The sequence below is a fragment of the Streptomyces sp. NPDC086080 genome, assembly GCF_044540255.1.
Taxonomy (GTDB): domain Bacteria; phylum Actinomycetota; class Actinomycetes; order Streptomycetales; family Streptomycetaceae; genus Streptomyces.
Genome location: NZ_JBITRU010000038.1, coordinates 1 through 20,582 on the forward strand (window position 1 = coordinate 1; position 20,582 = coordinate 20,582).

The 20,582-nt window shown below is 69.6% G+C and carries 14 protein-coding genes and 1 pseudogene; 11 read left to right on the forward strand and 4 right to left on the reverse strand.

Annotated features, from left to right (window positions below):
- Positions 1-414 precede the first annotated feature (414 nt).
- From ACIF9R_RS32275 to ACIF9R_RS32310, 8 genes are all read left to right on the forward strand, one after another.
- Entirely contained in the window at positions 415-990 is a 576-nt protein-coding gene (locus ACIF9R_RS32275) for a hypothetical protein (protein WP_399985952.1), read from the forward strand.
- 143 nt (positions 991-1,133) lie between these two features.
- Positions 1,134-2,615: a hypothetical protein gene (locus tag ACIF9R_RS32280; protein ID WP_399985953.1), complete on the forward strand. Its 1,482-nt coding sequence runs from the start codon at positions 1,134-1,136 to the stop codon at positions 2,613-2,615.
- Between the two features lie 65 nt (positions 2,616-2,680).
- Positions 2,681-3,784: a tyrosine-type recombinase/integrase gene (locus ACIF9R_RS32285; RefSeq protein ID WP_399985954.1), complete on the forward strand. Its 1,104-nt coding sequence runs from the start codon at positions 2,681-2,683 to the stop codon at positions 3,782-3,784.
- A gap of 14 nt (positions 3,785-3,798) precedes the next feature.
- Positions 3,799-4,146: a helix-turn-helix domain-containing protein gene (locus tag ACIF9R_RS32290; protein WP_399985955.1), complete on the forward strand. Its 348-nt coding sequence runs from the start codon at positions 3,799-3,801 to the stop codon at positions 4,144-4,146.
- Positions 4,143-6,584 carry a site-specific integrase gene (locus ACIF9R_RS32295; RefSeq protein WP_399985956.1) on the forward strand — a complete coding sequence of 814 codons (2,442 nt, stop codon included), beginning with the start codon at positions 4,143-4,145 and terminating at the stop codon, positions 6,582-6,584. The genes ACIF9R_RS32290 and ACIF9R_RS32295 overlap by 4 nt, the downstream gene beginning before the upstream one ends.
- Positions 6,581-7,309: an SDR family oxidoreductase gene (locus tag ACIF9R_RS32300; RefSeq protein ID WP_399985957.1), complete on the forward strand. Its 729-nt coding sequence runs from the start codon at positions 6,581-6,583 to the stop codon at positions 7,307-7,309. The genes ACIF9R_RS32295 and ACIF9R_RS32300 overlap by 4 nt, the downstream gene beginning before the upstream one ends.
- Positions 7,310-7,312: 3 nt before the next feature.
- Complete coding sequence (locus ACIF9R_RS32305; protein ID WP_399985958.1) at positions 7,313-7,933, forward strand: hypothetical protein; 621 nt, start codon at positions 7,313-7,315, stop codon at positions 7,931-7,933.
- A 560-nt stretch (positions 7,934-8,493) separates the two neighbouring features.
- Complete coding sequence (locus tag ACIF9R_RS32310; protein WP_399985959.1) at positions 8,494-9,993, forward strand: S1 RNA-binding domain-containing protein; 1,500 nt, start codon at positions 8,494-8,496, stop codon at positions 9,991-9,993.
- 10 nt (positions 9,994-10,003) lie between these two features.
- Here ACIF9R_RS32310 and ACIF9R_RS32315 read toward each other — a convergent pair whose 3' ends face one another.
- The 3 genes and pseudogenes from ACIF9R_RS32315 to ACIF9R_RS32325 all read right to left on the reverse strand — a co-directional run bounded on the left by ACIF9R_RS32315 (position 10,004) and on the right by ACIF9R_RS32325 (position 12,473).
- A complete protein-coding gene (locus tag ACIF9R_RS32315; RefSeq protein ID WP_399985960.1) occupies positions 10,004-10,717 on the reverse strand; it encodes an exonuclease domain-containing protein in 714 nt (237 codons plus the stop codon).
- A gap of 86 nt (positions 10,718-10,803) precedes the next feature.
- A pseudogene (locus ACIF9R_RS32320) lies at positions 10,804-11,109 on the reverse strand (exonuclease domain-containing protein); the annotation flags it as partial.
- 122 nt (positions 11,110-11,231) lie between these two features.
- The gene (locus tag ACIF9R_RS32325; RefSeq protein WP_399986003.1) at positions 11,232-12,473 is read right to left on the reverse strand and encodes an SAV2148 family HEPN domain-containing protein; all 1,242 of its coding nucleotides are present in this window, start codon (positions 12,471-12,473) and stop codon (positions 11,232-11,234) included.
- Positions 12,474-12,963: 490 nt separating this feature from the next.
- Here ACIF9R_RS32325 and glgX point away from each other — a divergent pair, with 490 nt between their 5' ends.
- The 3 genes from glgX to ACIF9R_RS32340 all read left to right on the forward strand — a co-directional run bounded on the left by glgX (position 12,964) and on the right by ACIF9R_RS32340 (position 19,454).
- Positions 12,964-15,102, forward strand: coding sequence for a glycogen debranching protein GlgX (gene glgX / locus ACIF9R_RS32330; protein WP_399985961.1), 2,139 nt, complete (start codon positions 12,964-12,966; stop codon positions 15,100-15,102).
- 208 nt (positions 15,103-15,310) lie between these two features.
- Positions 15,311-17,659, forward strand: coding sequence for a malto-oligosyltrehalose synthase (gene treY / locus ACIF9R_RS32335; protein WP_399985962.1), 2,349 nt, complete (start codon positions 15,311-15,313; stop codon positions 17,657-17,659).
- Between the two features lie 544 nt (positions 17,660-18,203).
- Complete coding sequence (locus tag ACIF9R_RS32340) at positions 18,204-19,454, forward strand: M14 family zinc carboxypeptidase (protein WP_399985963.1); 1,251 nt, start codon at positions 18,204-18,206, stop codon at positions 19,452-19,454.
- Between the two features lie 463 nt (positions 19,455-19,917).
- On the opposite strand, the gene ACIF9R_RS32345 is transcribed toward ACIF9R_RS32340, so the two are convergent.
- Complete coding sequence (locus ACIF9R_RS32345; protein WP_399985964.1) at positions 19,918-20,469, reverse strand: FHA domain-containing protein; 552 nt, start codon at positions 20,467-20,469, stop codon at positions 19,918-19,920.
- Between the last annotated feature and the right edge of the window lie 113 nt (positions 20,470-20,582).

Sequence of the window (20,582 nt, forward strand, 5' to 3'; positions counted from 1 at the left end):
GCAGGCGCTGCACGCCCTCGAACCCGTGCCCCACACCACCATCAGCCCCCGGCGAGAAATCGGACCTCCGAAACATCAGCCGGTGGATCCGGGCTCAAGCGCCGACGGCATGGCCAGGAGTGGAACACGATCCGAGTCAGGGACGGCTCGCCCAACTCGCCGGGCGGGCTGCTGCGGCTGGCTCTTCGACTCACTGCCTCCGTCAGGGAGATCACCGGCTCATCGACCTTGTGGCAGTTCCGGATGAAGGAAGGCCTCCTGGCCACAGGATTCAGTGCGAGTGCGGTGGCACACATGGCACGGAGCTTTGTCTCGGCACATGGCATCAGCGACGAGGGCCGACCCGTTGAACTGCGTTTGTCCCGACTGCGAAAGACTTACAAAGCGGCCGTATACAAGGTAACTGGCGGGAGGATGTCTGCCTTCGTGCAGGGACATTCTCCCGATGTCGCCGCAGCGCATTACGCGAACATCCCCTCCCTGCGCGACCTCCACGAACAGGCCGTAGCAGACGGCTTGCAGGACGCACTCGACGAAGCCCGTACTCCCTCGATCCTCACGCCTGAGGAGGAGGAACTGCTCGTTCAACATCCCTCTGAGGCACCGCAGTTACTCGGAGTCGCTCCTACCGAAGTCGAGCCACTCCTGTCCGGCGAATCCGACCTGTGGCTGTCATCCTGCCGCGACTTCTTCGACTCACCCTTCGGTACCAAGGGCAAGGCATGCCCGGTTTCGTTCTTCGGCTGCCTCGGCTGCGGAAACGCTGTCGTCACCCGAAGGAAGTTGCCGGCCGTCCTGGCGCTTCTCAACCACATCGAGGCCGAGCGGGCCAGAACTCCCGAAGCTGAGTGGACAGCACGTTTCGGCGGGGTCCACCAGCAGATCCTGCGTCTGATCCTGCCAAGGTTCAGCGAGAGCGACGTCCTCAGCGCCAAGGCCGTGGCCGAGTCCACCGAGCCCCTGCTCTTCCTTCCCTCCAGCCTGTTCTGAGGTCACTGATGCTCGCACAGCCGCTACCGCTCGGGTCAGGCGCTGAGCGCCCCTGCGACACCGCACCCGTTCTGTCCGGACGCCCTCTCGTCGGCGCCCCGTCCCTCATGCCGCGGTTCGGAGACGACGTCTGGAACCTCGGCGTGGCTGGCTTTGCCGGAAACCGGTACGCCAGCGAGTTCCTGATCGACTTCAAGTCCCTCGACCACCCCGTACGACGCGAGGCCGCACGCGAGTTCCTCTTCTGGAGGCTCAACACTCGTCCCGGCCGTGGCCCGCTGCCTTCCATCTCAACGGTGGCGGCGGAATGGTGGAACCTGCGGTGCTTCTTCCGGTTCCTCGACACCGAGCACGGAGGCCTGCGCCTGGACGCGGTCACGCAACCGGTTCTCGACGCCTATCTCGCTCACTGCCGAGGCGAAGGGCTGCTCGCGAGCAGCGTTCGCCATCGGCTCCAGGTGATCTCCCGCCTGCACCTCGCAGCACAGAACGTCGTCACCGACGCATTGGTCATCAACCCGTGGAACGGTCGTCCCCTCACCCGAGTCATCGGCGTCGAACCGACGCGCAAGCATGAAAATGGGACTCCCCGCATCCCACCGAACGTGATCGGACCATTGGTACAGGCAGCGCTGTTCTATGTCCGCACCGCAGCAAAGGACATCCTCAACGCACGTACTGAGCTCACGGAACTGGAAACCTCCGCCGAAGGCATCCACGGGTTGTCCCTCAATCGCCTTGAGCACTATCTCCAGAGCCTTGCCGACGACGGACGAGGAGTCCCCGTAGTGGACGGGGTCGGACGGCAAGTACACCTGGCCGGTGCGCCGGCCTACACGTACATCATGCGGAAGTCCGGAGCCGGCCGGGGAGTCGCCGGAGGCGTCTACGACGAGCGTATCGACCGAGCACTGGAGCTCCTGGGCCCTGAGCCCGGCGGGATGGACACGCCCATCGCTCCGCATCCCCAAACCGGTCTCCCCTGGCGGGACAAGTTCAGCCCCGCCGCCGTACCACACGAGGAACGGCTACTACGAACCGCTTGTTACATCCTCATCGCCTATCTGTCCGGGATGCGCGACTCCGAGGTCAAGGAACTGCGGGACGGCTGTCACTTCACCGAGCGGAGTGCGGATGGTGTCGTCGTTCGCCACAAGGTGCGCTCGCAACTCGTCAAGGGCGGACGTGGCACAACGGAAAGCTGGGTGGTCATCGAGCCCGTTGCCGAAGCCATCGATGTCCTGCAGCAACTATCCCATCATGACGCGCTGTTCTGCCGACCAGTCACCCGTGATCGGTATTCAACGGTCTCGGCCAACCGAATGAATGAGAACCTCAACAAGTTCCGAGCACACTGCACGCGCATCGGCTTCCCCGTGCCCGACGTGGACGGGGAACCCTGGAACCTCACCACCCGCCAGTTCCGCAGAACTGTGGCTTGGCACATCGCCCACCGTCCCTACGGCACGGTCGCGGGAATGATCCAGTACAAGCATCTTTCCGTGGCCATGTTCGAGGGGTACGCCAAGCCTCGGGAATTGCATCAGACGGGCGGGAAGTCGCAGGTCGCCAGCTCACAGCGAAGGCTCGACAGTCTCCAACGCTACTACGAACCAGCAGCCTGAGCAGGCATATTGCCGAGGCGATCCCGTTTGATGCATGATCTGCCCTCCAGAAGGGATGGTCTGGAGTGGTTCATCAGCAGAAGGTGGCCCTGGCCGGGGCGGCTCACCTGGAGCTCGTGTCCGGGGTCGTTCAGCTGCGTCCCGAGGACGCGATGTTCGACGCGATGCTGCGGGGATGGCGGGCTCAGCAGAAGTCGCGTGGACTGAAGGACGAGACGATCGACCCCAGGGAACGACTGGTCCGCCGGTTCCTCGAGTTCGCGAACGACTACCCGTGGCAGTGGACGCCGGCACACATGGACGAGTGGTCGGCCTCGCTGACGAGCGAGAAGCACCTGGCACCGTCCACGATCCGCAGCTACCAGGGCGACATCCGGCTGTTCACCGAGTTCCTCATCGACGGCCGCTACGACTGGGGGACGGCCTGCGAGGAAGCCTTCAACACCCACCCGGTGGCAATCTCGCATGAGTGGAACACGCTTCCCCACCTGCAGGATTACGAGGGCGACCCGGAGGCCAGGCCGTTCACCCGCGAGGAACTGCAGCGGGTCCTCGACTACGCCGACGACCAGGTCGACCGCGCCGTGAAGTCCAGGCGCAAGGGCGCCCTTGCCGCCTACCGCGACGCCACCCTCTTCAAGGTCATCTACGGCTGGGGGCTCCGCCGGACGGAGACATCCAAGCTGGATGTCGTCGACTTCGGGCGCAATCCGAAGGCTCGGCAGTTCGGCCGGTACGGCACGCTCAACGTCCGCTACGGCAAGGCGAAGAAGGGGCAGCCACCGCGGCGAAGGAACGTGCTGTCGGTGATGGACTGGGCCGTCGAAGCGGTCGCCGACTACGTCGAGAACGTCCGACCGCGGTTCGGGTTCCCCGATCACCCGGCACTGTGGATCACTGAACGGGGCGGACGTCTGCAGCCCAGTTCCATCAACGACCGGTTCGAGGCATACCGCGACGCCCTAAAACTCCCCAAAGACCTAGTTCCTCACTCGATCCGTCATTCATATGTCACACATTTAACCGAAGACGGAGTAGATAGGCGATTTATCCAGCAGCAAGTCGGTCACGAGTGCGACAGCTCCACGGCCATCTACACGCACGTCAGCGACGACTTCATGAACACTGCCCTGAGCAAGGCCCTGGCCCCGGCGTTCGCCGGCGTCTGACGTGGAAGGACCCGATGATGGCCGCCAAGCTCGACTACCACTGGCACCTGCGCAAGGTGATGGCGGACCGCGGGATGTTCTCCACCACCGACCTCCTCCCACCGCTGAAGGAACGCGGCATCACGCTGTCGTCGAGCCAGGTCTACCGGCTCGTCGTCGAGCGACCGGAGCGACTGAGCCTGAAGATCCTCATGGCCCTGCTCGACATCCTCGACTGCACCATGGACGACCTCATCGAACCCATCGCCGCGGCCAACTCCGCGACGAGGCCGAAGAAGGCCGCTGCAGGCGGGACTTCGATCTCCGAGGGAGTCGGCGACCTGCGGCCCCGGCGGGCCCGGATCAGCGGAGTCGACCGGTGACCGGTCTCGCCGAGCAGGTCATCGCGGATCCGGTCGGCCTGGTCGTGCGGCTGGTCGGGAACGTCGAAAAGCACCTGCCCGCCGAGCAGATCCGAGACATCGTCTGCACGGTCGTACGCGCACGAGCCGGCCGCCGCAGCCTCGCCCAGGCCCTGCACGACGACCCCTCACTGCTGCGAACCGGACAGCCACCGGCGCCCTACTGCGTCGCCAAACTGCTGATGGCCCTGAACGACGCCGGAGCCCGAAACGTCGCACTGCCCCGCTGCGGCGAGTGCGGACGCGCATGCCGTTACGTCGGCAGCAGCACCGGAGGACGGTGGGGATGCTCGCCCTGCTTCGACAAGCCGGCCATCTGCGCGGGCTGCCACGAAGAACGACGCGTCACCAGCCGGGACCGCAACGGCGAGCCCCGCTGCGCGAACTGCCCTGACACCGACGGCGATCCGCTGCGGGAACTCACCGAGCTGATCACGGGCCTCGATCCCTCCCTCGACAGCGATGCGGTCCTGGCCGCGCTCGGACGCGCCACCGTCCGGCCCGCCGGGCAGCGCCGACTGGCCTGGGCCCTCGTCGCCCGTCCCGAGCTGCTGACCGGCGCCGGTTACGAGGCCCCCACCCCGGCTGCCCTGCGGTTCATCAACGAGCTCGTCGAGGCCGGGGCGACCAAGGTCGTCCGGCCTGCCTGCCCGCGCTGCCACGAAGTGAAGGCGCTGTCCTGCCTGTTGGAAGGCAAGAGGATCTGTCGAGCCTGCTTCGCCCACCACGCGGCCGTCCCCTGCTTCGGCTGCGGCGCCGTGCGCGAGCCCGCCACCCGCGACGCCGAGGGCCGGCCGCTGTGTCCGAACTGCATGATCAGACAGCCCGACAACCTGGAGGAATGTGTCGGCTGCGGCCGACGCAAGCCCGTCGCGAACCGCCTGCCCGACGGCCCACGCTGCCAGAACTGCCGACCAAGGATCACCACGGAGTGCGGCATCTGCGGGCGGACCGCACTCTGCGACATGTCCCGGGCCACCGGCCGACCCTGGTGCGACCGCTGCCAGCAACGCTGGGTGTCCTGCAGCAGCTGCGGCACCGTCGCCCAGGCCCGCAGCGGCACCTGGGAGGCACCGCTGTGCGCGCAGTGCACCAACCCCGACCCCGACTTCTGGGGCCGCTGCCCGGTCTGCACCACCACCTGGCAGCTGAGCACCCGCCCCTGCCAGCGATGCGTCCTCGACCAACAAGTACGTGACCTCCTCGGCGACGACACCGGGGCCATCCGCTCCGAACTCGCCCCGTTCCACGAGGCGTTGACGAGTGCCGAACGTCCGGACGTCGCCTTCGCCTGGGTCTCCCGCTCGAAGGCCCGCGACCTCCTGGAGCGCATAGGACGCGACAAGAGGCCCGTTACCCACGAGGTCCTCGACGAACTGCCCCCGGGCAAGGTGCTCGCTCACCTGCGTAGTGTCCTGGTCGCGACCGGTGCTCTCCCGCCGCGCGACGAGCGGCTCATCGCCCTGGAGAAATGGATCGCCGAGGCCGTCCAGACCCGCGCCGATCTCGCCGAGCGCCGGATCCTGCACGGCTACGCGGTCTGGCACCACATGCGCCGACTCCGACGACGCCTCGGCGAAGACCACACGACTCGCCTCCAGGATCTGAACGTGCGCTGCCACGTCACCGCAGCCGACAACTTCCTCACCTGGCTCACGAGTGAAGGGCTCACGCTGGGGGCCTGCACCCAGTCGGATCTGGAACGTTGGATGGCTGATGCCACGGTCAGCTACCGCGACGAGACGGGCCACTTCGTGCGCTGGTCGGTACAGCACCGGCATGCCCGCGGACTCACCTACGGCACCGTCCGGTGGACCGGCCCGCAGGGCACCATCGACAGCGAGAAACGCTGGGCTGACGCCCGGCGCCTCCTCACCGACGACGCACTGCCGACCCCGGACCGCGTCGCCGGACTGCTGCTGATCCTCTACGCACAGAAGATCTCCACCATCAGCCAACTCACCGTCGACGACGTCCACTTCGACGGCGACTCCGTCACGATCACGTTCGGCAGCTCTCCCGTCGTCCTCCCGGCACCACTGGCCAGCCTGGTCCGCGAACTCATTGCGACCCGCCGCGGCAAGGCCAAGGTCGGCACTCCGGACAACGTCGCATGGCTCTTCCCTGGCGGGCGTCCCGGACAGCCCCTCGGCGATGACCGGATCGGCGAGCGACTCCACAAGATCGGAATCAGGCCCAAGCAGGATCGGTCGACTGCGCTGTTCACTCTCGCCACCGAACTCCCCGCCGCGATCCTCGCCCGGATGCTCGGTGTCCACATCAAGGTCGCCGTCCAGTGGCAGAGAGCATCAGCCGGGGACTGGGCCGCCTACGCCGCCGATGTCAGCCGCCGCAATGCACCGCACCAACCGATCCACGAACCAGGAGCGACACCATGAGATGGGACAATCACCGCGTCGTCATCACGGCCGCCGGCCGCGACTTCGGGCGAACCCTGGCCATCCGCCTCGCGGACCTCGGCGCCGAGGTCTTCCTCTCTGCACGCGAACTCGCCGCCGCTCAACGAGTCTGCGACGAGATTCGCGACCGCGGCCATCAGCGGGTGCACGCCTTCGCCTGCGACCTGACGGACCCCGCCTCGATCCGCGACTTCGCTTCCAGCGTCGCGGAACACACGGACCGCGTCGACGTACTCATCAACAACGGCTCTCGCTACCTCGCAGGGCCGGACCTGCTGTCCGCAACCGACGCGGACGTTGTCGACACCATCGCCTCAGGCGCCACTGGCACGGTCCTGACCACGAAGAGCTTCCTCCCTCTCCTACTCAACTCGGAGATGCCGGATGTCGTGACGATGGTCTCCGCCTGCGGAACACCGGGCCACCACCGGGCGGACGCGCACGACGCCTTCTACGCGGCCAAGAGCGCCCAGGCAGGGTTCGCCGAGATCCTCTCCAAGCGCCTGCGTCCTCAAGGGGTCCGGGTGATCTCGCTCTACCCGCCCGACTTCGACAACGCCGACCCGCTCTCCGAGGAGTGGAAGACCACCCCGCGCGAGGCCAAGGACGCCCTCACCGCGCACTCGCTCGTGGAGTGCATCCTCTTCGCCGTCGCCCAGCCCCGCGACTGCTTCATCAAAGCGTTCCACTTCGAACAGGTCTGACCAATGCCCTCGCACATCGACGCACGACGGCTGATGCCAGGTCCGGCAAGCCACCGCCGCTCAGGACCGCAGGCATTCAGACAGTTCCAATACCCGACTCCACCATTAGGGACCTCAGCTTCGGGCTTCCGCGCCGAGGTCGCCGCCGAAGAGGCTCTGGCCCGCCTGGCAGACGTTGTGGAGCGCTACGAGGACTTCAAAGCCGGTGTCCGCTCATCCGCGCCCGGCGGGACACGGACCGACAACGAGTTTGCCCGCGTCCAGCAGGAACTCCACGACTTTCCGGGGCGAGTGGTCGATGAACGTCGCCTTCATGCCATGCTCAAGGCCTCGGCTCATACCCTGCACATCGGGACACTGAACGACTGCTACTACCAGCCCGAGACCGCTCTCTGTCGGACCGCAGGCGGCGGGGACCGGCCCCTGCTCAACAACTGTCGTCCGGATCGCTGCGGGAACTCGACCATTACAGCCCGGCATCGCGGCGGGTGGGAGGCAGCACACGGAGAAACCGAGCGCGCGTTGGCCTTCGTGGGACTCTCCGATCTCCAGCGAACGGCTCTGCGAGAGCACCTCAGTGACATCACCAAAGTGATCGAAGGTATCGACCGTGCCAACGGCTGACGCAACCGAAACAGCCCTCCGAGCGGCCTCCGAACGCCTGCTTCGAGGAGAGCCGACCCGGAGCGACGGTTCCCTGACCATCGCCTCTCTCGCAGTCGAGGCCGGTGTCAGCAGAGCAAGTGCCTACCGTCATCCGCATGTCCTGACAGAGTTCCGAAATCTCGTAGCTGATCGAGAAGAAGCAGCCATACCCTCGGCCTCCCTCCGACAGGAGGTCCAGGACTTGAAGTCAGCCGAGCGTCGGCTGCGCCAAGAGCACGCACGCGAGGTACGGGAGCTACGGTCCTCGATCAACGTCCTCGCACAGCAGGTACAACTCCTCACGTTGGAAAATCAGCGTCTCTCCGAGGCAACTGGCCAAAGAGATCGCGTCACACGCATCGATCGCCGCTGACCCGTTGCGCCTGCTGCGGCACGGTATTCCGCTTGCAGGAGGTGATCTCGGTGGTCATCCTCGTAGGCGGCGAGGCGGATCGAGCAGTGGTGCGCCGTCCCGCCCCACGCTCCCCGGTCACGGGGTCGACCAGTGGGTGCGCATCGCCAACATCACAGGGAGCAGTGTGCCGCCTTTCGTCTACCGGATCACCAAGTACGACCCCGTCGATCGCGACGAGCACGGCCACTACATCGGCGTTGAGGAGCCGACCAGCGACCACGGGGCAGTGGAGTCGGCCTACTTGCAGGCTGTCGCCGCCTTCGCGGCGGCCTCGGGCATCGGCCGCCTGGCCATCCGCGAGCCGCAGCTCACCGGCGCCGTCCACTTCGGCCTGGAGCCGACCGTAGAAGGCCACGGCCTGGGCAGCCTTTTCCCACCCGGTCTCAGCGGATTCCACGACGGCGCGGAGGTCCCCCTCTCCGTCGGTCTGGAGCTGGTGCGGGCCATGCTCCGTGACAACGGCGTCTGGTGCCGTCTGGAAGTCGAGGACAGGTTCGCCGTGCACGTCGGGTGGGACCAATACGTCTACGTCAGTAGCGACGATCCCTGCGAAAGCGCCCTTGCGCGCACCCGGGCACTCGGACTCTTCCCGGAGCGATTGCAGGCGTCGCCCTACGAGGCGGACTTCGACGAACCCGGCGTACAGCGACCCGCCAACGAGAACTTCTGGGCCCGGTTGCGCTGGTCCATCGCGATGCGGCAGGCCGCCCTGCTGGAGGAGGAGTACGTCGGCAACGTCTCCCGCTGGCACCGCCTCACGGAGAACACCCTCGACGCAGTACGGGCCAAGCTCACTCCCCGTGCCAAGTTGACCATCTGGCCGGACCTGTCCGCCGACGTCGATACAGTTCTCGCCACGCTCCCCGCCGAAGGCCCAGTGGAGCTCGTCTGGGAGGACGGGAACGGCGCGATCGCCAGCACGGTCGTCGACGAGACCGAGTATCAGGCACTCGCCGTGCAGGTGACGGGCGCCCGGGCCGCTGCCGCCCTACCTCTGGACGTCGGCTCACGCAACCCGCTGTTCACCGCTGTGCTGCCCGACAGTGACGGCGTTCTGCGGGCCCGGTGGAGGACCGAGCAGACCCCCAGCGATCGGAACTGGGCCTTTCTGCAGACTCTCCGCCGCGGGCAGATCGTCACCGGCACAGTCACGGAGATCGCCAGCTTCGGCGTCACCTTCGTGGACATCGGCGGCTTCACCGCAATGATCAACATTCCAGAGCTGTCCTGGAGGCGTATCGATCACCCGTCCGACGTCGTCACCGTCGGGCAGGAGATTTCGGCCGAGGTACTCGACGTCGACACGGTGGGAGAGCGTGTGCCACTGTCTTTGAAGGCGTTGCAGGACGACCCGATGCCGCAGTTCGTCCAGCAGGTCGGCCAAGTCGTGACCGGCGTCGTGACCAGACTTGTACCGTTCGGCGCCTTCGTCCGTATAGAGGACCGAGAGGACGGCCTCGAAGGACTCGTACACAACACCGAACTGTCCGAGGAGCCCGTTGCCGCTCCTGAGGACGCCATTCAGGTCGGCGCCTCTCTCGTCGTAAAAATTCTCGACGTCGACCCCGTCCGGCGGCGCATCACTCTCTCCCACCTGCAGGCTCTCGTGCACGGAAGGGCTTGACCAGCCTGGGTTATCGGCTGCGCGGGATGATCGGCCAAGCCGACTCGACGACTGCCGTCGGGTTCGTGATCCGCCTCAGGTACGCCTGCAAAGAGGCTGACTGCTCAGCCGCCGCTCGTACCTGGAGGTCATGCAGGTCCGCCAAGGACATCATCCCGATGGGCTGGTGCTTCTCCCCCATGCGCCGCACCACACGGGCCGCGGCCACCGCGTCCGCCCTCGCATCATGTGCGTCGTCGAGCGACACGCCGTAGTACGCGCACAACGCGTGGAGGGCACGCTTGCCCTTCCGATACTTGTCGACGTGCTTGTCGATCACCAGGGGATCGACGACCGGCGAGGGAACGGCGCCCAGCCGCTCAGTGAGCGACTCCAGCCCGTACCGCCGGCACTCACGGTCCAGTAGCGACAGGTCGTAGCGCGCGTTCATCACCACCAGAGGCGTCCCTGCGTGCAGGGCCTCGGCAACGGCCTGTGTGATTTCTTCGATGGCGAACGAGGCCGGGACCCCCTGCTCGCGGGCGTGCTCCGTCGAGATGCCGTGGATCGCCGCAGCCTCTTCGGGTATCACCACCCCGGGATCGAGCAGCCAGGTCTGTTCGGTCGAGAGCGCCCCGTCCGGCTCCAGGCGTACGACCGCCGCGGTGACGATGCGGTCGGTCTCGATGTCCGTGCCCGTGGTCTCCAGGTCGAAGGCCGCCAGAGCCCCGGTGATCCAGCTCATCGTGCAGCTCCTGCTCCGGCGCAGACCGGAAGCCGGCACGCTGCTACCGGATGAGACACCTGAGACGCGGGTGAGCTGCGTGGATAAAAGGCGGCGTTGTAGGCGACGACCGGGACGCCCGTCTTCCAGTGGGCGGTGAGGACTCCGGCGATGGCGTCGGCGACCTGGTCGGCGGGTTGCCCCTCGGCGGACGCCCGTTCGGTGCTGATGCCGTGGACCGCCACCGCTTCCGCGGGGATGGGTACGCCCGGGTCGGCCAGCCACTCGCGGCGGCCCGCCGGCTCTCCCGCCCTGACCTCGATCACGGCGCCCGTGACGATCCGTGCCTCGCGCGGGTCGGTGCCCGTCGTCTCCAGGTCGAAGCCGATCAGCGGCTCCCGGTGCCAGCCCATGGGCTGCCCCCCTTTTCTGTGTGGTGCGTTCCCCCAGTGATCTCCACCCTGCCACGCGCCACTGACAATCAGAGGGGCGCGTTCCGCTTACCGCCGGGACGACCGGCGTCAACACCGGGTGTTCACGACACCGGCCGCGAATCCGCCCACATCAGCTCGAACTCCTCGCGGTAGGTGGGGAACAGGCCACCTTCCTCCACTTCGCCCGGCTTGACCACTTTGGTCCCGTTGCGCAGGACCAGTACGGGCGCCTCCATCCCCCGGGCCCGCCGCAGATGGTTCTGCACGACGGCGATCCCGTCGGACCCGTCGCCGTCCACCAGGTAGGCCGTGCAGCGGGGGGTCTCGTCGTAGACCTGGATCTCGAAGGCACCCGGGTCGCGCAGCCGGGACCGCACGCGCCGCATGTGGAGGATGCTCATCTCGACGGAGCGGGCCAGCTCGCCGCGCTTGAGGCCCAGTTCGCGCTCGCGGCGCTTGACGGCGCTGGAGGCGGGGTTCAGGAACAGCAGCCGCACCCGGCAGCCGGACTCGGCGAGCCGCACCAGACGGCGGCCGGAGAAGTTCTGCACCAGCAGGTTGAGCCCGATGCCGAGGGCGTCCAGGCGGCGGGCCCCGCCGAAGATGTCCTCGGCCGGGAACTGGCGCAGCAGCCGCACCCGGTCGGGATGGACGGCGACGACATCGGCGTACCGGTCGCCGACCAGGTCCTCGACCGCGTCGACGGGCAGGCGGCGCGCGGACGGCACGTCGCCGCCGGCGCCGAGCATCTCCAGCAGCCGCGCGGAGGCCCGCTCGGCCTGGTTCAGCACCGCCTCGGACAGCGCCCGGTTGCGGGAGACGACGTTGCGGGTGACCTCCAGCTCGTCCAGGGCGAGCTCGACGTCCCTGCGGTCGTCGAAATACGGCTCGAAGCACGGCCAGTGCTGGACCATCAGCTCCCGCAGCTGCGGCAGGGTGAGGAAGGAGATCACGTTGTCGTCGGCGGGGTCGAGAAGGTAGCCCTTGCGGCGGCTGACCTCGCGCACCGCGACCGCCCGCCGTACCCATTCCTGCCCGGCGGGGCCCGCGGCGGCCACCACCCACTCGTCGCCGTGCACCGGTTCGTAGATGGGACGCAGCACGGCGGCCACGACCGCGCGCAGCCGCTGTTCGACCAGGTTCAGCCAGATGTAGGCGCGGCCGGCCCGCTGCGCGCGGGTGCGCACCTCCCGCCAGGCGTCGGCGCCCCAGTCCAGTTCCGGCCCGATCGAGCCCGCGTCCATCGGCCGTGCCAGGGACACCGCACCGGGCGGGACGTCCGTGGAACTTCTCCCCTCATGACCCTCGTCACCAGGGGGCAGTTCCAGCCCTCCCGAGCCCACCCGCGCACCGCCTTCCGCTCCCCCGAGCACTCCCCGTCCCAACGATCAAGGAGAGTACTCCGCCAGTGGCACACGGTGCAGCCCGATGGACAGGGTCGTTGCTCAACTTCCCCGGTCTCCGCGCCGGTTCCGCCCGCCCGGTCCCCCGGAGTAAGCGGTTCCACAGCGGGTACGGCGGGGGGCACGCCGTGGTGGAGGGGATGAAGCATGACGCGTTCCGGTACGAGGCTCCTGACGATCTCCGCAGACGCGGCGGTTCACGGGGCGCCTGCTGCGGCGAGTTGGACACCCGAAGAGCTGAGCCGGCGTCCCCGATGCGGATTCCGGCGCCTCGAGCGGCTCCACCACTCGGCGGGACGCCATCGGCGGGGGCACGGATCGTCGGCGCGCTGGGCATGGGTAGAAGGTGGATCCCGCCTTTCGGGGAGACACGGGAACACTCGGAGCCAAGGCGCCCCACCGGCGCCGTACACCTGAAAGAGTCGTATCCATGCAGGTCTGGCCTGGCGAGGCGTATCCGCTCGGTGCCACGTACGACGGCGCCGGAACGAACTTCGCGGTCTTCACGGAGGCCGCGGACCGAGTAGAGCTGTGTCTGCTCCACGACGACGGCTCCGAGACGGCGATCGAACTGCGCGAGAGCGACGCGTTCGTGCGGCACGCGTACCTGCCCGGGATCATGCCCGGACAGCGGTACGGCTTTCGTGCGCACGGTCCATACGCCCCCGAACGGGGGCTGCTCTGCAACTCCGCGAAGCTGCTGCTCGACCCGTACGCGCGTGCGATCAGCGGGTCGGTGCACTGGGGTGAGGAGGTGTACGGCTACCACTTCGACGACCGCGGCCGGCGCAACGACCTCGACTCGGCGCCGCACACCATGACGTCGGTCGTGGTGAACCCCTACTTCGACTGGGGCGACGACCGGCGTCCCCGTACGGAGTACCACCACACGGTGATCTATGAGGCTCATGTCAAGGGTCTGACCATGCGCCATCCGGGACTGCCGGAGGAGCTGCGCGGCACCTACGCGGGCCTGGCGCACCCGGCGGTGATCGAGCACCTGACCGAGCTGGGGGTGACGGCGCTGGAGCTGATGCCGGTGCACCAGTTCGTCAATGACCACCGGCTGGTGGACATGGGCCTGAACAACTACTGGGGCTACAACACCATCGGCTTCTTCGCCCCGCACAACGCCTACGCGTCCTGGGGCGACCGGGGCCAGCAGGTGCTGGAGTTCAAGTCGGCGGTGAAGGCGCTGCACGAGGCCGGGATCGAGGTGATCCTGGACGTGGTCTACAACCACACCGCCGAGGGCAACCACCTGGGCCCGACGCTGTCCTTCAAAGGGCTCGACAACCCCTCGTACTACCGGCTCACCGACGACCCGCGCTACTACATGGACACGACGGGCACCGGGAACTCCCTGCTCATGCGGTCCCCGCACGTACTGCAAATGATCATGGACTCGCTGCGGTACTGGGTCACCGACATGCATGTCGACGGCTTCCGCTTCGACCTGGCGGCGACCCTCGCGCGGCAGTTCCACGAGGTGGACCGGCTGTCGTCGTTCTTCGACCTGGTCCAGCAGGACCCGGTGGTCTCCCAGGTGAAGCTGATCGCCGAACCCTGGGACGTGGGCGAGGGCGGCTACCAGGTGGGGAACTTCCCGCCGCTGTGGACCGAGTGGAACGGCAAGTACCGCGACACCGTGCGGGATCTGTGGCGGGGCGAGCCGCGCGCGCTCGCGGAGTTCGCCTCCCGGCTGACCGGCTCCTCCGACCTGTACCAGGACGACGGGCGGCGCCCGCTGGCCTCGATCAACTTCGTCACCTGCCACGACGGCTTCACCCTGCACGACCTGGTGGCGTACAACGACAAGCACAACCAGGCCAACGGTGAGGACAACCGGGACGGCGAGAGCCACAACCGGTCCTGGAACTGCGGCGCCGAGGGGGAGACCGACGACCCCGGTGTGCTGCGGCTGCGGGCCCGGCAGATGCGCAACTTCGTCGCGACGCTGATGCTCTCCCAGGGCGTGCCGATGATCAGCCACGGCGACGAGGTGGCCCGCACCCAGCGCGGCAACAACAACGCCTACTGCCAGGACAACGAGCTGGCCTGGCTCGACTGGCCGGCGCCCGGGAAGGGCACGGAGGGTGAGGAGGACGTGCGCCGGCAGCTGCTGGAGTTCACCCGCGCCATGGTGTGGCTGCGCAAGGACCACCCGGTGTTCCGCCGGCGCCGCTTCTTCCACGGCCGGCCGGTGGAGGGCACCCACGACGACCTGTCCGACATCGCCTGGTTCACTCCCGAGGGCGCGGAGATGACACAGCGGGACTGGGACTCCGCACGGGCGTCGGCGCTGACCGTGTTTCTCAACGGCAACGCGATCTCCGAGCCCGGCCAGCGGGGTGAGCGGATCACCGACGACTCGTTCCTGCTGATGTTCAACGCCTCCCCCAAGCCGCTGGACTTCGTGGTGCCGGTCGACCACGGCCGGCAGTGGCAGGTGGTGGTCGACACCGCCCGCGCGGACGGCGTGCCGCCGGGCACCGGCCCGAAGGTGGCGGCCGGCACCCGGCTGACGCTGACCGACCGCAGCATGACGGTGCTGCAGCGGCCGGTGTAGGCCCGGTGTGACGCCCCCGCCGCCCCTTCCCGTCCCCGTCCCCCGGGGGCGCTGCCCCCGGACCCCCGCTCCTCAAACGCCGGAGGGGCTGACTCCAGCCCCTCCGGCGTTTGAGGAGCGGGGTCTGGGGCGGAGCCCCGGTTTCGGGACGGGAAGGGGCGGCGGGGGCGGAGACATCCCACCCGCACCCCGAACGGAGGAACACTCCATGACCCCAGAGCAACGCGACCCGGCGGTGCCCACGGCCACCTACCGGCTGCAGCTGCAACCCGGCTTCCCGTTCCGTGCGGCGGCGGACGCCGTGCCGTACGTGGCCTCGCTCGGCGTGTCCCATCTGCATCTCTCGCCCGTCCTGGAGGCAATGCCCGGCTCACCGCACGGCTACGACGTGGTGGACCACGCGCGCGTCCGCGAGGAACTCGGCGGCGAGGAAGGGCTGCGGGAGCTGGCCCGCACCGCGCGGGAGCACGGACTCGGGCTGATCGTGGACATCGTCCCGAACCACATGGCGATGTCCCCACGCCACAACCGCGCGCTGTGGGAGGTGCTGCGCGACGGTCCCTCCTCGCCCCGCGCGCGGTGGTTCGACATCGACTGGGAGGCGCAGGGCGGGCAGGTGCTGATGCCGGTGCTCGGGGGCCCGCTGGGCGAGGAGGCCGACCGGATCAGGACCGACGGCGACGTACTGCGCTACCACGACCACGCGTTCCCGCTGCGGGAGGGCACCGCGGCACTGCCCCTGCCACGGTTGCTGGACGCGCAGTGGTACCGGCCCGTGTGGTGGCGCCTGGCCCGTACCGAGCTGAACTACCGGCGGTTCTTCAGCATCTCCGAGCTGATCGGGCTGCGGGTGGAGGACCCGGAGGTGTTCGAGGCGACCCACGCCAAGATCCTCCAGCTGCTCCGGGAGGGCGTGATCGACGGGCTGCGCGTCGACCACCCCGACGGGCTCGCCGACCCCGACGGCTATCTGCGGCGACTGCACGAGGCCACGGGTGGACGGTGGACGGTGGTGGAGAAGATCCTCGCCGACGGCGAGGCGCTGCCCGCCTCCTGGCCGGTCGCCGGCACCACCGGCTACGACGCCCTGCGGCACGTGGACGGCCTGTTCACCAACCCGGCCGGGTTCGGGGAACTGCTCGGCCAGTACCGGCGGTTCGCGGCCCCGCGGGCGGACCGGGGCGGCGACTGGGACGCGACGGTGCGACGGGCCGCGTACAAGGTGCTCACGCACGAGCTGGCCACCGAGATGGACCGGCTGACCCGGCTGACCGGCCGGCTGTGCGCCACCTCCGCGGAGACGGGGCTGCGCGACCGCGCGCCCTGGGCGTTGCGCACGGCGCTCCGGGAGCTGCTGGTCCGGCTGGAGGTCTACCGTCCCTACGCCTCCGTGGACGCGGCCTCGGTGGTCACCGAGGAGGTCGCGGCCGAGGCCCGGCTCGCCTTCGCCGTCCCCGAGGAGGCGGGCGCCGTGGACGTCGTACGGGATCTGGTGCTCGGACGGTACGGGGACGGGCCGGGGTACGTGGAGTTCCGTACGCGGTTCGCGCAGACCGCGTCGGCGCTGCGGGCCAAGTCCGTCGAGGACACGGCGTTCTACCGCTATGTGCCGCTGCTGTCGGCGACCGAGGTGGGCGGTGAGCCCGGCCGCCCGGCGGTGTCCCCGGAGCGGTTCCACGCGTACTGCGCGCGCGTGCAGCGTGACTGGCCGGCCACCGGGACGGTCCTTTCGACGCACGACGCGAAGCGCAGCGCCGATGTACGGGCGGCGCTGCACGTGCTCACCGAGTGCCCCGGGCGCTGGGCGGACGTCCTCGCGGAGGTGACCCGCGACGGCGAGGGCGTACCGGACGCACAGCTGGCGTGGGCGGCCTGGCAGACGGTGTTCGGGCTGGGGCCCGCGGAGGAGGAGCGGGTGCGGGGGGCGCTGCTGAAGCATGTGCGGGAGGCGGGCCTGCACACCAGTTGGACGGAGCAGGAGCCGGCTTACGAGGAGGCGGTGGCGCGGTTCGTGGCCGCGGGGCCGTGCGGGGCGCCGGGCGAGCGGGTGGCGGCGTTCCGCGCGTCGCTGGAGCCGCACATCCGGGCGAACGTGCTGGGCGCCGCCCTGGTCCATCTGACGATGCCGGGGGTGCCCGATCTCTACCAGGGCACGGAGCACGAGTACCGGGCCCTGGTCGACCCGGACAACCGGCGGACCGTGCGGTTCGCCGGCGACGGGAGCGAGAAGGAGGCGGTGACGCGGGCGGCCCTGCGGGCGCGGGCGCGGCGGCCGGAAGTCTTCGGTGACATGGCGTCGTACGACCCGCTGCCGGCCGAGGGACCCGCGGCGGCGCACTGCACCGCGTTCGTGCGCTCCGGGGAGGTGCTCACCGCGGTCACCCGCCTGTCGCTGCGGCTGGCGGAGGCGGGCGGCTGGGGCGACACCCGGCTGCCGCTGCCGCCGGGGCGGTGGGCCGATGTGCTGGAGCCGGCGCGGGAGTTCCGCGGGCACGCGCGGGTGGCGGATCTGTTCGAACGGCTTCCGGTGGCTCTGCTGGAACGGATCGCGGACTGACCCGCGCGCGTTGAGGCACGCACGGGAACCCGCGCGGGGGCGCGCGGCGCCCGCTGCGGACCCGGCAGACACAGGGCCCAGGTGTCGTCGCCGATGCCGAACCGGCCGTCGGTGTCCAGCGGGGCGGCGGTGGCGGTGTACGGGTCCTTGCCGTCGGTCGGTCCGGTCCCGCGGGGTGAGGGCACGGACCGGCGGGGCACGCTGCCTGCGATTCCCGCCACCGTCCGGTGACGGGAGCGGATGCCCGGCGGCCGTCCGGGGATGCGCCGGCACCCTCCCCGACGGACGGCGGGACGGCGGGACGAGGGGCCGTCCGCCCGGCCGCGGCGCCGGGCCCGCCCACCCTGTCCGGCACTCCCGCGGACGCCCGGAGAAGCGCTCCCGGCGCCCGTGGGACACGGCCGCATCAGCGGCGACGCCCGCGCGGTGGCGGGGTCCCGGCGTGCCTCCTGGCGCTCCCGGGATGTCACCCGTCGCGCTCTTGACACCGTCTCGCGGCCGTGGGGTACTGCGGGTGCAGAGCGGATTCAGGTGGTGACGGGGGGTGAGTCCGCTGCGGGAGACGCGCTATCCGACGGTGGCCGAAATGGTCTTCTCCGCCCGTGCGATGGCCGTGCGATGGCCCGGCCTGTGCGTGCTGCGGGAGGTCGGCGTCTCCCGCGGAGGCCGGCCGCTGCACCTGCTGTCCGTGGGCCGCGCACGGCGGGCCGTGCTGGTGGTGGCCGGCGCCCACGCCAACGAGCCGGCCGGCGGGGGAACACTGCTTGCGCTGGCCCGGCGGGCCCTTCAGGAGCCGGACCTGCGTGACGGTGTCTCGTGGCACTTCCTGCTCTGCGCGGACCCCGACGGCGCGAGCCTCCATGTGACACCGGCACCGCGCAGTCTGTACGACTACCACCTGGGCTTCTTCCGTCCCGCGGGGCCGGAGCAGCCGGAGTGGGCGCCGTCGGTGCTGCCGCCCGACCGGCTGCCGCCGGAGACCCTGGCGCTGACCGGGGTGATCGACGAGTTGCGGCCCTATCTCCAGGTGTCCCTGCACGGTACCGAGCTGGGCGGGAGCTGGGTGCAGCTGACGCGGGACGTGCCCGGTCTTGCCGAGCCGTTCGCCAAGTCGGCGGCCGAGCTGCACATTCCGGTGGAAACGGGCGCCTCGGACGCGGCGGGCTGGCCCGCGTCCGGGCCCGGGGTGCACGTCATGCCGGCGCCGGAGGCCTCGCCGGCCTATCCCAGCCTGACCGACGACGCCCGGCACAGCACCTGGTACCACGCCCACCGGTACGGCGGTATGACCGCGGTGATCGAGGTGCCGATGTGGGCGAGCGACCTGGTGGACGACCCGGCGCCGCATCCGGCACCGGACGCGGCGATGCACGGGCTCGCGGAGCGGCTGCTGCGGGACGCGGGCGAGGTGCGGAGGGTACTCGACGACACGGGTCCGGGGCCCTGGGTCACCGGTGACCCGCTGCTGCGGGCGGCCGTCTGGGGGCTGGAGCTGGTGCCGGGGCTGGCCGCCGACCTGGTCCACACACCGCCGGCCGACGGTACACGGGCGTATGTGGGGAGTGTGGACGCGTTCGCGCGGCGGGTGCCGCTCAGGGTGGCGGCGATGCTGCGGCGGGCGCTGAGCGGGACCGACGCGGGGGCCGCCGCCCGGCTGGAGAGGCTGGTCGCGCACTGGAGCGACGCGTTCGCCACGCGTTTCCGTGCCCGGTGGGTTCCCGTGGAACACCAGGTCGAGCATCAGTCCCGGGCGGTGGTGGCGGCGGCCCGGCACGCCCGCGAACAGGCCCCCTAGGGACCGTCGTCACACTCCCGTCGCCGCCCGGAGGGGCGGCCTCGCGGCGTCCGGTGCGTGCTCTCGTCGCCGCACCGGGCGAAAGCCGGAGTGGGCACCGTACAAGGCCTTCCGCCCGGCAGGCTCCCGCGCTCCCCGGCCGGCGGCGAACCGGGTGCGCGGACCACCGACCTCGCCCCGCCCCGCAACGCCTCCGCGCGGGCGTGGCGGTGCGGCCTCGCCGGTACCGCCGGGTCCCTGCCCGCAGCCGCGCGGAGCGGCTGCCGCGACATGGCCCTGGGGCGGCTGTCGTCGAACTCCCGTCTGCTCCGCGACGCCTGGCACACGGATGCGGCAGGCACACCTCCACGAAACCGCGCCGGTTCACCGGGAGTGCGCGGCGGGCGCACGGTGAGTCACGGTACCGAGGGGGTCACGTCAACACCGCGACGGGCAGCGGAATTCGGCGGGCCGCGCCGCGTGGTCAGTTCGCGGCGAGCCGGTAGATGAGCTGCCCGAAACCGACCTGGTCGCCTTCGCGGACGACCGCCGCGCCGACCACCCGGCGCCCGTTCACCGTCGTGCCGTTGGTCGAGCCGAGGTCCCGCAGCACCCACAGGCCGCCCTGGTGGCGGAGTTCGGCGTGCACGCGGGAGACCGTCTCGTGGCTGAGCCGCAGCCCGCTGGCGGGGTCACGCCCTATGCGCAGCGGGTGGCCGGCCGCAGGCTGCGGCAGCAGGAGTTTGGGCAGTTTCTCGGCCTGCCAGGCCCGGCGCAGCCGCACGGTGAAGCCGGAGACCGCCTCCACGGTGCCGAACACCAGGCGGGCCAGCCGGCCCTCCGTGGTGAGGTCGGCGGTGAGCGCGGCGAGTTCGTCGGAACGCCGTGCGGCGAGGGCGAGTTCCATGCGCCGGACGAAGGTGTCGTGGGAGAGGCGGCCCATGGCGACCCCGTCCCGCAGCACGCTCAGCGCCTTGTCGCGCTCCGCGTCGGACAGCCGCGCGGGATACGTGTGGAACTCGAAGGACGACGTCACGCTGTTGATTGTCGGTCAGCGACGGCCGGGCTGTCCAGAAACCGGGGAAACGGCCCGACCCGCGGGCCCACCCGGCGACACCCGCCGCAAAAGGGGAAATCCCCCGGCGAATT

What these genes read in the sequence shown, in the direction of transcription:
- ACIF9R_RS32275 (WP_399985952.1), top strand. Translation starts at nt 415, where the DNA reads ATGTCTGCCTTCGTGCAGGGACATTCTCCCGATGTCGCCGCAGCGCAT.
- ACIF9R_RS32290 (WP_399985955.1), top strand. Translation starts at nt 3,799, where the DNA reads ATGATGGCCGCCAAGCTCGACTACCACTGGCACCTGCGCAAGGTGATG.
- ACIF9R_RS32300 (WP_399985957.1), top strand. Translation starts at nt 6,581, where the DNA reads ATGAGATGGGACAATCACCGCGTCGTCATCACGGCCGCCGGCCGCGAC.
- ACIF9R_RS32305 (WP_399985958.1), top strand. Translation starts at nt 7,313, where the DNA reads ATGCCCTCGCACATCGACGCACGACGGCTGATGCCAGGTCCGGCAAGC.
- ACIF9R_RS32315 (WP_399985960.1), bottom strand. Translation starts at nt 10,717, where the DNA reads ATGAGCTGGATCACCGGGGCTCTGGCGGCCTTCGACCTGGAGACCACG.
- glgX (WP_399985961.1), top strand. Translation starts at nt 12,964, where the DNA reads ATGCAGGTCTGGCCTGGCGAGGCGTATCCGCTCGGTGCCACGTACGAC.
- treY (WP_399985962.1), top strand. Translation starts at nt 15,311, where the DNA reads ATGACCCCAGAGCAACGCGACCCGGCGGTGCCCACGGCCACCTACCGG.